The 13,828-nt window shown below is 58.4% G+C and carries 14 protein-coding genes; 5 read left to right on the top strand and 9 right to left on the bottom strand.

Translation table 11 applies throughout. The features are described 5' to 3' along the window. Window positions 1-592 precede the first annotated feature (592 nt). From ACEN8Q_RS09280 to ACEN8Q_RS09315, 8 genes are all read right to left on the bottom strand, one after another. The gene (locus tag ACEN8Q_RS09280) at window positions 593-1,009 is read right to left on the bottom strand and encodes a hypothetical protein (RefSeq protein WP_413705034.1); all 417 of its coding nucleotides are present in this window, start codon (window positions 1,007-1,009) and stop codon (window positions 593-595) included. Continuing rightward, on the bottom strand, window positions 1,009-1,557 hold the full coding sequence (locus ACEN8Q_RS09285; RefSeq protein ID WP_413705035.1) for a hypothetical protein: 549 nt from the start codon (window positions 1,555-1,557) through the stop codon (window positions 1,009-1,011). The genes ACEN8Q_RS09280 and ACEN8Q_RS09285 overlap by 1 nt, the downstream gene beginning before the upstream one ends. 433 nt (window positions 1,558-1,990) lie before the next feature. Next, on the bottom strand, window positions 1,991-2,740 hold the full coding sequence (locus ACEN8Q_RS09290; RefSeq protein WP_413428863.1) for a hypothetical protein: 750 nt from the start codon (window positions 2,738-2,740) through the stop codon (window positions 1,991-1,993). A 101-nt stretch (window positions 2,741-2,841) separates the two neighbouring features. After that, window positions 2,842-4,431, bottom strand: coding sequence for a DUF5666 domain-containing protein (locus ACEN8Q_RS09295; protein ID WP_413705036.1), 1,590 nt, complete (start codon window positions 4,429-4,431; stop codon window positions 2,842-2,844). Further along, on the bottom strand, window positions 4,428-5,270 hold the full coding sequence (locus ACEN8Q_RS09300) for a DUF6502 family protein (RefSeq protein ID WP_413428865.1): 843 nt from the start codon (window positions 5,268-5,270) through the stop codon (window positions 4,428-4,430). The genes ACEN8Q_RS09295 and ACEN8Q_RS09300 overlap by 4 nt, the downstream gene beginning before the upstream one ends. A 131-nt stretch (window positions 5,271-5,401) precedes the next feature. After that, the gene (locus tag ACEN8Q_RS09305) at window positions 5,402-6,010 is read right to left on the bottom strand and encodes a hypothetical protein (RefSeq protein ID WP_413705037.1); all 609 of its coding nucleotides are present in this window, start codon (window positions 6,008-6,010) and stop codon (window positions 5,402-5,404) included. 557 nt (window positions 6,011-6,567) lie between these two features. Continuing rightward, complete coding sequence (locus ACEN8Q_RS09310) at window positions 6,568-7,140, bottom strand: hypothetical protein (protein WP_413428825.1); 573 nt, start codon at window positions 7,138-7,140, stop codon at window positions 6,568-6,570. 278 nt (window positions 7,141-7,418) lie between these two features. Then, window positions 7,419-7,850 carry a glycine zipper domain-containing protein gene (locus ACEN8Q_RS09315; RefSeq protein WP_413428824.1) on the bottom strand — a complete coding sequence of 144 codons (432 nt, stop codon included), beginning with the start codon at window positions 7,848-7,850 and terminating at the stop codon, window positions 7,419-7,421. Window positions 7,851-8,306: 456 nt separating this feature from the next. On the opposite strand from ACEN8Q_RS09315, the gene gltS reads away from it, so the two are divergent. From gltS to ACEN8Q_RS09330, 3 genes are all read left to right on the top strand, one after another. Continuing rightward, on the top strand, window positions 8,307-9,521 hold the full coding sequence (gltS, locus tag ACEN8Q_RS09320) for a sodium/glutamate symporter (RefSeq protein WP_413428823.1): 1,215 nt from the start codon (window positions 8,307-8,309) through the stop codon (window positions 9,519-9,521). Window positions 9,522-9,666: 145 nt separating this feature from the next. Continuing rightward, a complete protein-coding gene (locus ACEN8Q_RS09325) occupies window positions 9,667-9,984 on the top strand; it encodes a hypothetical protein (protein ID WP_413428822.1) in 318 nt (105 codons plus the stop codon). Window positions 9,985-10,144: 160 nt separating this feature from the next. After that, window positions 10,145-11,884, top strand: a complete 1,740-nt coding sequence (locus ACEN8Q_RS09330; protein ID WP_413705038.1) for a dipeptidase — start codon at window positions 10,145-10,147, stop codon at window positions 11,882-11,884. Window positions 11,885-11,971: 87 nt separating this feature from the next. Here ACEN8Q_RS09330 and ACEN8Q_RS09335 read toward each other — a convergent pair whose 3' ends face one another. After that, a complete protein-coding gene (locus ACEN8Q_RS09335) occupies window positions 11,972-12,208 on the bottom strand; it encodes a hypothetical protein (RefSeq protein WP_413428184.1) in 237 nt (78 codons plus the stop codon). Between the two features lie 485 nt (window positions 12,209-12,693). Between ACEN8Q_RS09335 and ACEN8Q_RS09340 the strand changes: the two genes are divergently transcribed. Both ACEN8Q_RS09340 and ACEN8Q_RS09345 read left to right on the top strand, forming a co-directional pair. Next, window positions 12,694-13,341, top strand: a complete 648-nt coding sequence (locus ACEN8Q_RS09340; RefSeq protein WP_413428183.1) for a hypothetical protein — start codon at window positions 12,694-12,696, stop codon at window positions 13,339-13,341. Window positions 13,342-13,448: 107 nt separating this feature from the next. Continuing rightward, complete coding sequence (locus ACEN8Q_RS09345) at window positions 13,449-13,655, top strand: co-regulatory protein PtrA N-terminal domain-containing protein (RefSeq protein ID WP_413428182.1); 207 nt, start codon at window positions 13,449-13,451, stop codon at window positions 13,653-13,655. Window positions 13,656-13,828 lie beyond the last annotated feature (173 nt).

Genomic DNA, 13,828 nt, shown 5'->3' on the forward strand with positions numbered 1-13,828 from the left:
GCCTGAAAGCTGAGTGAATACTTCCGATCTGGGGACTCCGGACGAGAGCAGGTCTTTTATTTTGGCTTTAGCTTCTTTTTTTGTTCATATCAGTAACGACTCCGTGGCACAAGGGCAAATTGTGATGACGCCTGAAGAGAGGTGATCACGTTTTCACGAGCCTGTTGGACGGTGTTCCCCTCCAACGCGTACAGGTACCTGAGCAAGCATAGCGACTAATTTGCCACCGTTATTCACGACGGCAGCCATGACCGTTTTTGCCTGCCTGGACTGCCCCCATAACGCAGATTGTGCTCACGTATTTGTCGGGCCAGGGTCAACACCAGACGCAAGCCACTGGCGGCCAAGGGGTGAACGCCGAGTCACGACCGGAAACTGCGAACTGATCCCCGCGACCAAGGTTTCAGGAATGAAAATGCCCGGCGATTTGCCGGGCATTTCCTAACCACCAAACGAACTTCAAACAGTTCAAAAAACAAGTCGCAAACCCCGTGACTCAACAGGGTTTGCGACTCATTGCCAATACGTCCCTCAGCCCCCCGGGACGTATTTTTCAGGTATGCCTGCCGTGTTCATTGCGCAACGTGCAGGCCTAGTTTTGCACCTCAACTACATCGACATCACGCGCGTCCGGGGCACCGGGGACGTCCTCTCCAGCCTCTCTGGCCGCCTCTCTAGCCGCCTCGTTAGCCTCTCTGGCTGCCTGTCCAACCTCCTCGTTAGCCTCTCTGGCTGCCTCTCTGGCCTCCTCGTTAGCCTCTCTGGCCGCCTGTCCAACGTCCTCGTTAGCCTCTCTGGCTGCCTCTCTGGCCGCCTCGTTAGCCTCCTCGTTAGCTTCTCTAGCCTCTCTAGGTTCTCTGGCTGCCTTCGCCTGAGCCTTGGCAGCGTTCCGAGCCGCATCTGCAGCAGCCCGGGCAGCGTCCCTGGCCGCATCGGCGTCTGCCTTGGCGGCATTCCTGGCTGCATCTGCCGCGGCCCGGGCAGCGTCCCGGGCTGCATCGGCGCCCACTACGCCAGCAGCTCTTGCAGCGTCCCGAGCTGCGTCCGCATCAGCTCTGGCGGCGTCCCGGGCCGCATCCGCAGCAGCTCTGGCAGCATCCCTGGCTGCATCCGCATCAGCTCTGGCAGCGTTCCTGGCCGCATTGGCGTCGTTCCTGGCTGCATCGGCGGCGTTGTCGTTGTCGTCGTCATTGTCTCGCGCATTGTCCCGCGCATTGCCTGGGCCGCGGTTCCCGGCCATACCATGGTCGGCATCGCCGCGCCCTGGACCTCCATGACCGTCAGCACCATGGCCGTCACCGCCATGGCCTGCAGCACCACCATGGCCGCCTCCCTCTCCATGGCCGCCACCGCCGTCACCACCGTGACCACCACCTCCGGAACCACCTCAGCCAACGCCACCGACACCTCCGCCGTGACCACCGCCTCCTCCGTTACCACCGCCTCCGCTACCGCCTCCGCCATGGCCACCTCCGCCATCACCACCGTGACCACCGCCTCCGGAGCCACCGCCACCGTGACCACCACCGCCTCCACCGCTGCCGCCATCTTTGGCATACACGCTGGAGAAACTACCGATGTAATCGGGCACCAGGACAGTCGATGCCGACAGGACTCCGCCAATCGCCACCGCCAACAAACATTTCTTGAGCAGCATGATGCACCTCCACTTGGAGTTGCGTCGTCATCTCCGTATCGAACGCAATGTCTAGTGAGTTCCCGGCCGCCCATTGGAGCGGCCAGCCAACCGGCACGAACATAAATCTGCAGCAATAACGAGCACCTGCGGTATCCGCATGATCCCTCAGAGCCAGTTAGCAATGTTGCGTGGGAAATATTCCCACATATTTAGATTAGTGCTGTCAGCCCGAGTGTCAACGACCGAACATCGGGACTGATTCTAACGGACATGAAAACTTACTGGCCGGCATCACCGAACCGGGGCGTGCAGCCGGCCCCGGCCTGATCAGTGCAGGAAAACAGGTGGGTATCAGAAGGTGTGGCTGAACAACAGTCCAGCCTCGCCATCCGGGCTGGCATCGGAAAAGCCCTTGACGGCATACAACTGGAACTTCCAGTGCTGATTGAGCTTGTGCGTCAGGAAAAGGGTGAGTTCCTTGATCGGGTCGCCCGTGGAAACAACCTTCTGCCGCCAGTCGTAGGATGCGCCCGCCGAGGTGCGCGCAAACACGGGTATGGCGAAGCCCAGACTGGTGAATATCGGGTCGTCGAAGTCGGATCCCGACGGGTCGCCGAATTTTTTCCAGCCCAGGGTGGCAAATCCGGTCACAAAACCAAAGGATTTGGTGACATCGACCTGGGCGGAATAGTCGGTTTTGCCGGTGCCCAGGCACTTGTCTTCGTCGGCGGTAGGCAACTTGACCTTGCCGATCAGGTCCACGAACAGCCCGCCAACACTGTCCTCAAACACGGCATAGTCGGCACCGGCGATAGTGTCGCCCAAACCACTTTCAACTTTGCCGCAGCCGCCGGGCAGCGGCTCGCCGTCAGGGCCGACCGAAGGGTTGGTGATCCGCAACCAGGGCACGGTGAGCTTGTAGGTCATGGGGCCGGTCTGGTATTTGCCCACCAGCGGGACGTACCAGGTTTCGGAAGTAGTGCCGGTGCCATAATCGCCCCGAGAGTAGTCGGTGCCGATCGAGGTCGAGAAAGTATCGGCCTGGGCTGGCGAGGCCAGGCTGGCAAGCAAACCGACGAGCAGGATGCGCTTGCGGTCCATGTTCACCTCGTGTCTTGCGTCATCGAAGTTCACACGCATGTTTTGTAGTGTGACTTACCCAGCCTAGTCACTTATGACGATAGTGCATCACGACTGCACTTTTAACCCGGCCTGCCAGAGTGATCGATTTTTTCAACCGGCTCGACCTTTTCGACTTTCTCTACCTTCTCGACTGTTTCTGGCCGTTCAACTTTCTCGACTTTCTCCGGGCGTTCGACCTTTTCAACCTTTTCGGGTCGTTCGACCTTTTCCGCTTTCTCTACCCTCTCTACCCTCTCGACTTTGTCGGGTTGCTCGACACGCTCCGACTTGCCGGACTTGTCCACGCTTTCCGTTCTGTCGCCGCCGCCATGACTGTCACTGCCCCCGCGGCGAGTATCGTCGCCGACGCTGTTTTCGCTGCCGGAGCGGCCGCTCCTGTCAATGCCCGAGCCCCCCGAGCTGCCGGAACTGGCGGAATTACCGGAATTGTCGGAGTTACCCGAGTTGTCCGGGCTGTTGGAGCTGCCCGAGTTACTCGATCCACTTGACTCGTCCGTGTTTTGCTCGCCGGCCCGGAGTTTCCCGTGTTGGTTGCCGGCTGGAGAATCGGAACGCTCGCGGGGCATTTCAATACGCGTGGCCTGCACATCCCGCGCGCCGCTGAACACGCCAGTGACCCGCACGCGTCGATCCAGCGCCAGCTGCGAAGGCTGCACACCCACAAATACGGTGTCGCGCGCCAGCGTCACATTAAAGCCACCCACCACCAAATGGCGGTCCTGCCGGCCCTGTACCAGGCCCTCGATCACTGCATTGCGTACCCGGCCAATGAAGGGCAGGCTCGGGTCGGGGCGGCTTTGGGTCACATCCAGCTCGCGACCGGACCACTGGCCGCGCACCAGCATTTCCTGCGCCGGGCCAGAGTGATTGCTGAGTTTGAGCCCCTGGAGGTAACCGCTGCGATCCACCGGCCCGATGGCACTGGCCTCCTTGAGCCCGGGCGCCCGGTCGATGCGGCTGGCCACCACTTCACCGCGGGCATCGCGCAGCCCGCTGACCCGTACGGGATCACCCAGGCGCAGACCGGCAGCGACTTGAGCACCGCTGGCCAGGCGTACCGGTTGCCCCATGACGCGCATGGGCATGGAAGCGCGTGGCAGGGCTGTCAAGGGGCCCTCATAGACGTGCAGGATGGAAATGCGCCCGGCCTCCAGACCGCGCCGGGATTTGAACGCTTCCACGGCAACCACTTGGCCTACTGCCAACTGGGTGCTGGTCGCGACAATGCCGTTCTCGCTGACAGGCACATTGTTGTTGAAGTGCACTTCCACGCCATTGACGCAGATCGAGGCGAACCCGGTGATGGTGCCGACAATGCCGGTGCCACCGATCCCGCCGTTGTCGTCGCTGATGCCCGTGCCACCCACGCCGCCTGCAACGGCACCGGTACCGCCAATGCCGCCGGGGCGTTTTGTGAGCGGTGCGCCGGTACCGCCCACCCCGCCGTCGTCGGTGCCCATGCCAGTACCGCCCATGCCGCCAGGCGCCACACCCGTACCGCCGGTGCCACCAGGAGCCTGGATAACCGGCACTCCAATTGTGCCCACATCATTCTGGCTGACACAGGCTGGGGCGGCTTGCAACGCAATCGGAAGTCCGAGGCCCAGAGCGAGGGCGGTTGCTCGAATCAGGCGCAAATTGACTGTCATGGCTTAGGGGCCGTTGGTGAATCGGGATCTGAAGCTTCAGTGTAGAAGTACAGGCCGACCGTGATGCGCTGGCGCGGTTCAAGACTTGGCAGGTCCTGGAACTCCAGTTCGGCGGCGAGTCGGTTGAAGCTCAGCAGGGCCTGCATCCCCTCACTGGCAACGGCCTCGCGCAGTGCCTCGACGCTCGTCGGGGCCAGTGCGTCATAGTGGACACTGCGTTCAAAAAAGGCCGGACCTTCACTGCTCAGATTATGGACCGCGGCGCAGGCATGATCGTGCAGATTATGCCCCAGGTACGCAGCTTTCTCATCGAAGCCCTTTTGCGGCACGAAAGCCTGGGCTTCGAGATGCACGCGCTCCTGTTCGTCCAGGCGGACGACGCCCAGGCGCAGCCACTCGTCCAGCACTACCCGCGCCCGGATATCCGTGCTGACCTTCGCCACCAGGGCGTCAAAGGAACAGTCGCCGCCAGCACTGGCCAATCGAGGCAGCGGCAGTGGCTGGCCGGCGTCATTGCAGAAGGGTGCGCTGGTCCAGGCGTTGACCAGTTGCGCACCGAAGGTGATGTTTTCCGGAAGCGTAGAGGAGGCGGGATCGCTGATGTTGCGCAAACGCCGTACATCCTTGCGGTGCACGCCAGTGAGCAAGCTGATGCGGCTGTCGGTCGGTGCCTTGTCGCCCAGACGAAACTCACGGTCCGCCACTTCGACGAAAACCTCCTTGAGCAGGTCGGCAAACACCAGATAGGTGACACCTTTACGCAGCATCAAGCGTACCAGCGGCCGCATGACATGCCGCAAGGCTTTGAGGAGCGAGGTGGGCAAGGTAGACGATTGCATTCAGTGCATTCCTGGTCAGATAACCCCAGTATAGCCATGTGGGAAATAATCCCATGAATGCAGGCATGTATTTCTGCCGTGCCTCATGCAAAGCCCGTCCCCCGGGTTTTGCATGAGGTCATCAGCCCGCCTCACATCTGGCTGTTGTCGTCGCCGGGTTCGCCGCCAACATGGACGCCGCGATCGTCACCCGGCTCGCCGCCGACATGGACACCGCGATCATCACCCGGCTCGCCGCCGACGTGGACACCGCGGTCATCACCCGGCTCGCCGCCGACATGGACACCGCGGTCATCACCCGGCTCGCCGCCGACGTGGACACCGTGATCGTCACCTGCTTCTGCATGGGTGCCACCGCGACCGGAGTTCGAACTTCCAGGACCGGAATTGCCTGAGTTCCCATTCCCATGGTCGCTGCCACTGTGACCACTGTTGCCACCATGGCCTCCACCACTGCTACCGCCACCGCCGTTGCCACCGTGGCCTCCACCACTGCTACCGCCACCGCCGTTGCCACCGTGGCCGCCACCGCCGCTACCGCCGTTGCCACCACCGCCACCACCGCCGCTACCGCCTCCGCCGTGGCCACCGCCACCGCCACCACCGCCGCCGCCGCCATCCTTGGCATAGGCACTCGAATCATGGGAAACGAAATCCGGTACCAAAACGATGGAAGCCGAGAGGACGCCGCCGATGGCCAGCGCCAGTAAACCTTTCTTGAAAAGCAGGTAAGTGTTCATCGTGCATTCTCCTGATGATTTGCCGCGAGCAGTGCCAACGCTATCCGCGCTGCAAACCGGGAGCGGCAAGGGAGCAACCCGTCAGACTTACAGTCTATCTTGAATATTCCGCGTGGGATTTTTTCCCACGTATTGAAATTAGCCCTTTCTGGCTCAGGGTCAACCGGCACAGGAAAAAGCCGACCGGCGGTTGGGGACGCCATCGAATTATCGGGGGACGGCCAATTGGCCATGGAAAAAGGACGAGTGGTCGAGAAGCCTCTACCACAGGCGATCACCGGGAAGTGACGGCGGCTGGGGCAACACCGAAATGGGGGGAGTACTGCCAGCATCAGCTGATCAGCCTTTTCGACTGGAGGCACAGGCCAGGAACATCCCGGTGCAGTTCTTGCACAGCCGCAGGTCTGCAAACAGTCGATGGACTCGCCCTCTGCTTCCCGGACGAAGGCATCCTTTGATTACGCAAATGCCCCGTGACCGCAGCCCGATTCGTTGAAGCCCGCCACAATTCGACGGAGTTCGTTTAAGCCAACGAACCGGCTGCACGTCATTGATAGCTACCCCGGGACCGAGTTTTCTTGCGCACCGACACTGCCCGCCCTGCCGGCGACTGCAAGTGCCACGCAACAAGCCAGTAACGAGAATGCAGCGAATGCGCCCATCACATGTTGATAAGGCAGCACGTGATTCCAGGCTCGAGCTACCCCAAGGAAAGCGGCGAACAGCCAACCGCTCATGGAAAACGCGCCCAACAACGCGAGCCGCGTACGGCCTGCACTGCGCAGTGCGACGAATGGAGCCTTTTGCAGCAACGGGAAGCCGACTCGATGCAACAATGCACCGTTCAGGCTAAGTAGCGCGACGACAGTCACCTTGGCCCAGAGTTTCTGATTGAGCAGATACGCGTCGCCTTCATTGAGATACCCCTGGAGCACCAGCAACAATCCGCTTGCCCAAAGGGCCAGCAGGGCGAGGCTGACGATCCTCTGAGTTTCTTCAACGTACTCAAGCCGCACCTGATCCAGTGTTTCCTTGCGCCAACTCCAAAGCTTGTGATCCGCCTGCAACACCCTCCCCAGGGCAATACACGTAGCGAGCAGATGACCGTATACGAGAAGCATTTTGAGCATTGCCTTGACCTTATTATTGTTTGGGCGCTGCGTTCCCTGCTTCGCTGATTTTGAAAACTAATGATACAAATTAGCATTTGCGTTTTCAAGATAAGCTTTCATCAACATGTGCTGCACCAATCGCAATACGACGGTGTTTACACATGGAGATGGTCATTGCTGTGGAAGATGAATGTAGCCGGGTCGCCGGCCTGCGCTGTTGGCGGCAATCAGGGGGAGCGTTATGCTCGCCCCCTTTTGAAACAACTGTCTCGATAGCTCTATCTCAGTACCGGCAATCAGTCGTCATGCTTGTGTTTGTGCTTATATTTATTCTTGTTCTTATGTTTGTAGTCGGAATTGTGGTGGTCATCGTCATCGGCCATATTGTTGCCGATAGCACCACCTGCTGCGCCGCCCAGTCCGGCGCCGATCAAGCCACCAGTGGAACCGCCGACACTGTTGCCGATGACCTGACCGCCCGCTGCACCGAGACCACCACCAATAGCCGATTCAGTCTTCTTGCCGCTCTTCGCCGTCATTGCGCCCCCAGCCGCGCCGCCTACACCGGCTCCGATCGCGGCGCCCGTGCTACCTCCCATGGCTTGGCCGACCACGCTTCCAAGGGCGCCGCCGAGACCGCCACCGACCGCCGTGTTGGTGGCTTCGCCGGCAAGGGAGTACTGCGATACAAGAAAACTTAACGCTACGACGGAAAATGATTTACGCATCAAACAGACCTATTGGAAATACACAAGAGAACGAAAGTCTGTTGGTACGAAACAGTCAGGTCAACATATTTCCGGCCGTACATTGATAACAATCTACTTACTGTAGGAGCGAGCTTGCTCGCGATGGTCGTTAACGATGCCGCGTGATTACTGACTAAACGCAGCGCTCTTGAGTCCATCGCGAGCAAGCTCGCTCCTACAAGTCTGATCGAGCGGCTAAAGTCAGATATTTGATTGGCCATTGGGAGCGTTATGGCGGCCTATGCCAACGCAGCCGGGTTTTCCCATTTAGGCTAGGCTGTCCTCACTCCTGGCGCGCAGACGTAGCTGATAATCGGACAGCCATCTGGAAAATCTAGGCTGGCATTTGCTGTATCGACCGATTCATTGATACAGGTCCAAACATTGACTGACCGAATCCTGATAATGATTTTCCAGTTTTTAGGCAGGCCTTAAATGACTTCACAGCTCTTGCAAGTTCACGGCCTCGTGAGTTTTACCCTTGCCATCCTCCTGCTTTTCCTCGGTAAAACCCTCGTCCAGCACAACGCCTTTCTCCGTCAATACTGCATCCCCGAGTCGGTCGTCGGCGGCTTCGTCTGTGCGGCGGTTACGTCCCTGCTTTACTTCGGCCTGAATATCCAGATCGAATTCGATCTGCAAGTTCGCGACACCCTGCTGCTCTATTTCTTTGCCGGCATTGGCTTGAAATCGGACATGCGCCAACTGCTCAAGGGTGGGCGCCCGCTGCTGATCCTGCTGCTGCTCGCCGCGGTGTTCATTCTCCTGCAGAACTCGCTGGGCATGGGTGTGGCCGAGGCTTTTGGGCTCGATCCCAAGGCCGGCTTGATGGTGGGCTCCATTTCCCTCACGGGCGGGGTCGGCACCACCCTGGCCTGGGCACCGCTTTTCGTCGATAAACTGGGCATCGGTAACGCGCACGAGCTGGGCATCGCCAGCAACACCGTCGGCCTGATTGCCGCATGCGTCATCGGCGGCCCTATCGCCAACCGACTGATACGTCGCTATCAACTGACGCCGTCGCGGGATGCGGACCTGGAAGTCGGCATTCTCGAGCAACAACCGAGCAAACCACTGGACTATTACGACGTGCTCTGGGCCTGGATGTGGCTCAACCTGACCCTGATGCTCGGCTATGGGCTCAACCTGCTGCTGGTCGAAGCCGGCGTCACCTTGCCGAAATTTGTCAGTTGCCTGTTCGCGGGCATCGTCATTCACCACCTCGTTCTCGCCTTTGTGGGCGATCAACGACTGAAAACCTGGAGCGGCGCCAGCCTGGGCCTGTCGCTGATCTCCGATATCTGTCTGGGCATGTTTTTGACCATGGCCCTGATGGGGCTTCAGCTATGGCAACTCAGCGGCGCGTTGATGTTCATTCTGTGCGCATTGACCCTGCAGATTCTGCTGACGGTCCTCTATACGTATTTTGTGGTCTTCCGCTGCATGGGGCGCGATTACGAAGCCAGCGTGATTGCTTCCGGATTCGGCGGGATTGCCCTCGGATCCACGGCGACCGCCATCGTCAACATGTCGACCGTGACGCAAAAGTACGGTGCGGCCCACCAGGCCTTCCTGATCGTGCCGCTGGTGTGTGGCTTTTTCATTGACCTGGTCAATGCCGTGATCATCAGTATGTTCAGTGGTCTATAGAGCCAATCGGACAGGACCAATGCTAAAAAACACATGACTCTTTTGATTGAGGAAAAAACCAGCCGAGGTTGGATGATGTCCTGACAGGGGCCTAATCTGAATAGACACAAACTTGAACACGCCTCTTGAGACAGGGGGAACCGGGATGACAGGACAAACTGCGCGCCGACGCTCGTCATGGATCCTGTTTTCCCTGCTCGCCGCCAATCTGGCGCTGCTGGCCGGATGTTCAGGCAAAGCCAGCACGGCTACGGTTACGGCTCAAGCTCCAACTCCAGCCGCAAACATCGGCTCGGTCTGCTTTGCAAAGGCACTCCCCACCGTCGGCGAGGGTGGCCTCGCCTGGGGTGACACTTTGGACATCGCTCGCCAGAAATCCCTGGATAATTGCATACGCTATTCCGGCCGATCCGGCGGCACGCCGGGTACCTGCAAAGTGACGTTCTCGGAATGTAAGCATTGATAGAGCGGTTTTTCGTTTCTGCGCCGCTTTTGCATTTCTGTGCGACAGATCCCACTTCAGGGGCTCCCGTTTCACACGCTTGTGGTGTTAGTTTGCAAATGTTTCTGATCAAACGATCAGATATTTCTTACAAACCACCTGCAAAGGAATGCCCCCAGCAATGGATTTTTCACTCAAGCACCTGGCTGCGACCACTCTCATGCTCGCCAGCCTTTCATCGTTCACCACCGCTGCCCACGCCAACATCACGCCACAACAGAGCGCACTCATCCTGAAGTCCTTCAGTGATGCGTCGGTCAAGGATTTCAGGCAGTTCCTGGAAGGTTTGGCCAAGAGCGATATAGCCACAACCGACGACCTCGGTCCGGCCATCCGTGCGTTCCTCGACAACAAGTCGCTTACCGCCGAGCAGCAAAACCAGATCCATCGTTTGCTTGGCCTCTATGCCCGGGTGAAATACGGCAGCGCAGCCACCGAAACCCTGAAGGAGCTGGTGGCCATTGCGACCGTGCGCGTGGACGGCGTTGCCCAGCACGACAACCCCGAATTCATCAGGATTGCCGAGAAGATCAAGGGCCTCGCCCAGGCGTTCAACCTGAATTTTCGCAACATCGACAACCGCGTCTATGAGATCTCCCTCGAAGGCACCGGCGATGAAGTCGTGGGCATTCACGCCCATGCCGATGTGGTGCCAGTGACGCCAGAGAACTGGGTGCTGCAGGACGGCACCCGCCTCGATCCATTCAAGGTCACCCTGGTCGGCGATCGCATGTATGGCCGCGGGACCGAGGATGACAAGAACGGCATCGTGGTGGCGCTCTACGCCATGAAGATCATCAAGGAAGAGAAACTGCCGCTGGCCAGGAACTTCAAGCTGCTGGTCGACACCACCGAAGAAACAACGGGCGACGCCATCCCCTACTACTTCGAACGTAACCCGACCCCCGACTACAACCTGGCGCTGGATGGTGGCTACCCGGTGGTGATCGCCGAGAAAGGCTACGGCACCGTCATGGCCAGCTTCGCCAAGCGCAACGCCCAAGGCCGGGGCGCGGAAATCACCGCAATGACCGGCGGCCTGGCCACCAACCAGATTCCGTCGACATCGGTTGCGACCCTGGTGACCGACAAGCCCGCCGAACTGGCCGCCAGTCTGCAAAAGGCCGGCACCGAGTATGCCAAGCGCAACGGCGGCAACTTCGAGGTGGCTGCCAAGGTCGACGGCAAGGACGTCAAACTGACGGTCACCGGCGTGTCCGCGCACTCCTCCGAACCCGAGTCCGGCGTGAACCCGGTGGCCAGGATGCTCGACTTCATCAATAGCCTCGACGGCAAGGTGGCGCTCAAGCACAACCAGATCACTGATGCTGCCCGCTACGCCGCCGACAACTGGGGGCTGGATTACCTGGGTGGCAAATTGGGTGTCGGCTTTTCCGATGAGTTCATGGGCCCGCTGACCACTTCCCTGACCTATGTCGGGATGAATGACAAAGCCTTCAAGCTCGCGGTGAACCTGCGCGTGCCGAAGGGCAAGTCACCTGAAGCACTCAAATCCGAAATCGCCGGAAAGCTGGACGCCTGGAGCAAGAAGACCGGGATCGCACCGGCCTTCGACCTGTCGATTGCTGAACCGATGTACCGCAACCCCGAGGGTGAATGGGTCAAGGCCCTGCTCGCGGCGGCCAGCGAAAACCTCGGCATGGAACACAAGTTCGGCACCTCCGCCGGCGCCACATCGGTGCACGAACTGCCGAATGGCGTGCAATTCGGCCTGGCCATGCCGGACGTCAAATACACCGGTCACAACGACAACGAGTTCAAGACCACCGGGCAGTTCCTGCTGGACTTGCAGATCGTGACCGAGATGATGGGCCGCATCGGGCAATTGCCGAAACTCTGACCCCCTTTGGACCCGCCCTCGTGGCGGGTCCGATTCTTGACCTGTCATGACGATCGACAGTCATCGTAGCGGCGGCCGCCAGCCAACTCAGTTTTTCAATCGAACGGAATGCTTGAGCAGCGCAATGTTCAATAGGGGGCAACAACGGTGCATCATCGGGTAAAGCCAGGCGAATGTCTGACCATTGGTCGATTGCTGCCGGTCACAATATAAAATCATCCACTGTGGCCATGCCGAAAATGTGCTTTTTCGAGGGGAAAATGGCAGTGCTTTTAACTGGTTGGTTAACCAGACCAAGGGGTTTTTCATGGCTGATTTGGTCATACCTCTCCGATTTTCCCCATGCAATCCGGAAAAAAAGACGAAAAAATCGGCGGTGCTATCGACTACCTTCCGACTCGTCGAAAAGCCAGTAACGACGCGGGCCGCGTCGCCAAAGATGGCAATGTACAATCAGCCATGGACACTGCCGTTGGTCAGTAAAACTGATCAAAAAATGAACGGAGACGGGTTTTTCCGTTCAGAATACGCAGCAGGTGACACCGGCTCTGACCCTCACCTGACCCCCAGAAGCGGAAGTTAAACCTCATATGCACCAAGTGCGATTGGGGTTTTTTGTTACCTAAAAATGGAAGTGTCGAATGACTAACTAATAGTTCATTCGTGAAACTCACATTTATCTTGGCCGCGTAACGCCGCAAGATTAATTAATAGTAATGAGTGGATATTGACTGCCATCCGCAACGGAAAATTCCAATTAATCCGTGCCGAGCGTCATGTTGATTCACTATTAAAACAAAGAGGCAACCATGGATCTTAGTTTTCTTTCTTCGCCAGCCGTGGAATATGTTCGTTTGGGCGTTGTGTATTTCCACCTTATCGCCTGCTGTGTGGCAATCGGCCTGGTATTGACCAGTGACGTCGCAATGGTCAAGCAACTCCTGAAGGGAGATGCGTCAGGTCACCATGATGACGCACACATGGAAAGCCTGCAAAAAACCGTAGTACTTGCACTTTGGGCCCTTTGGATTACGGGCATTGGTATTGTCGGGATCGATTATGCCGGCAAGGGGATGGAGTATTTCCTCAATCCAAAACTGCAAGCCAAGATCGGGATCGTTGTACTGTTGACCTTTAACGGCTTCGTGTTGCATAGCGCTGTATTGCCGGCGCTGAAAAAAGCCGGTTCGTTACTTAATCTTTCCTTCAACCTGCGCATGCTGGCGCTGTTCTCCGGTGCGCTCTCTGCGGTGTCGTGGTTCTATGCCGCCATGCTGGGTGTTGGTCGTCCGCTGGCCTGGAAATACTCGCTGGTCGAGTTGCTGGCAGCCTATCCGGTTCTCATCGTCGGTGGATTCGCGACGATGGTACTGCTCACCGCCTATGCAAAAAACAAAGGCAGCGAAGGACGTCTGGAACAAGACACCTGGAGCGCACGACACGCCGCCCTGGCTTGATGGTAAAGCCAGGTTGAACAGGCAGGTTCTGCGTTAGCAGATACATACCGCTATTCGTTATTTACAAATTCTAGTTATTTACCAACTCTCAATTTGAGGAAACCCAAATGAAATCCATGAAAGTTCTCTTCGTAGTCGCCGCCCTGACCGCTTCTTCCCTGGCAATGGCCACAGGTGGCGGTGATCGTACCTTCACTCGCATGGAGTCGGCCCGGAAAGTCTCGATGGAAGCCTTCCAGGTTGCCCAGAAGCAGAAAGCTGAAGCCGCTGTAGCCGAAAGCAAAGCCAAGGCCGCCGATCACAGCAATAGCTGATCCGTGTAGCAAGTCCCGAGGCCGTCGGAAATGTGCGGCCTCAAGCTTCAAATGCTGCACCCAAGGTGCCGCTGTGTGGGTTTAGCCGGGATCCTGGTTACAAGAATCCAATTCGTTGAATCACCCCGTTGAATCCACAATAGTAAGCAGCCTTTCGCGAAGGGCTGCTTCAC

The sequence above is a fragment of the Pseudomonas sp. Pseusp16 genome (assembly GCF_047324915.1).
GTDB classification, from domain to species: Bacteria; Pseudomonadota; Gammaproteobacteria; order Pseudomonadales; family Pseudomonadaceae; genus Aquipseudomonas; species Aquipseudomonas fluorescens_CD.

Excerpts from the sequence above, each read along its gene's own strand:
- ACEN8Q_RS09285 (WP_413705035.1), bottom strand. The coding sequence starts at position 1,557 with ATGCCAAAGATGGCGGCAGCGGTGGAGGCGGTGGTGGTCACGGTGGCG.
- ACEN8Q_RS09290 (WP_413428863.1), bottom strand. The coding sequence starts at position 2,740 with ATGGACCGCAAGCGCATCCTGCTCGTCGGTTTGCTTGCCAGCCTGGCC.
- ACEN8Q_RS09295 (WP_413705036.1), bottom strand. The coding sequence starts at position 4,431 with ATGACAGTCAATTTGCGCCTGATTCGAGCAACCGCCCTCGCTCTGGGC.
- ACEN8Q_RS09300 (WP_413428865.1), bottom strand. The coding sequence starts at position 5,270 with ATGCAATCGTCTACCTTGCCCACCTCGCTCCTCAAAGCCTTGCGGCAT.
- ACEN8Q_RS09305 (WP_413705037.1), bottom strand. The coding sequence starts at position 6,010 with ATGAACACTTACCTGCTTTTCAAGAAAGGTTTACTGGCGCTGGCCATC.
- ACEN8Q_RS09310 (WP_413428825.1), bottom strand. The coding sequence starts at position 7,140 with ATGCTCAAAATGCTTCTCGTATACGGTCATCTGCTCGCTACGTGTATT.
- ACEN8Q_RS09315 (WP_413428824.1), bottom strand. The coding sequence starts at position 7,850 with ATGCGTAAATCATTTTCCGTCGTAGCGTTAAGTTTTCTTGTATCGCAG.
- gltS (WP_413428823.1), top strand. The coding sequence starts at position 8,307 with ATGACTTCACAGCTCTTGCAAGTTCACGGCCTCGTGAGTTTTACCCTT.
- ACEN8Q_RS09325 (WP_413428822.1), top strand. The coding sequence starts at position 9,667 with ATGACAGGACAAACTGCGCGCCGACGCTCGTCATGGATCCTGTTTTCC.
- ACEN8Q_RS09330 (WP_413705038.1), top strand. The coding sequence starts at position 10,145 with ATGGATTTTTCACTCAAGCACCTGGCTGCGACCACTCTCATGCTCGCC.
- ACEN8Q_RS09335 (WP_413428184.1), bottom strand. The coding sequence starts at position 12,208 with ATGACCAAATCAGCCATGAAAAACCCCTTGGTCTGGTTAACCAACCAG.
- ACEN8Q_RS09340 (WP_413428183.1), top strand. The coding sequence starts at position 12,694 with ATGGATCTTAGTTTTCTTTCTTCGCCAGCCGTGGAATATGTTCGTTTG.
- ACEN8Q_RS09345 (WP_413428182.1), top strand. The coding sequence starts at position 13,449 with ATGAAATCCATGAAAGTTCTCTTCGTAGTCGCCGCCCTGACCGCTTCT.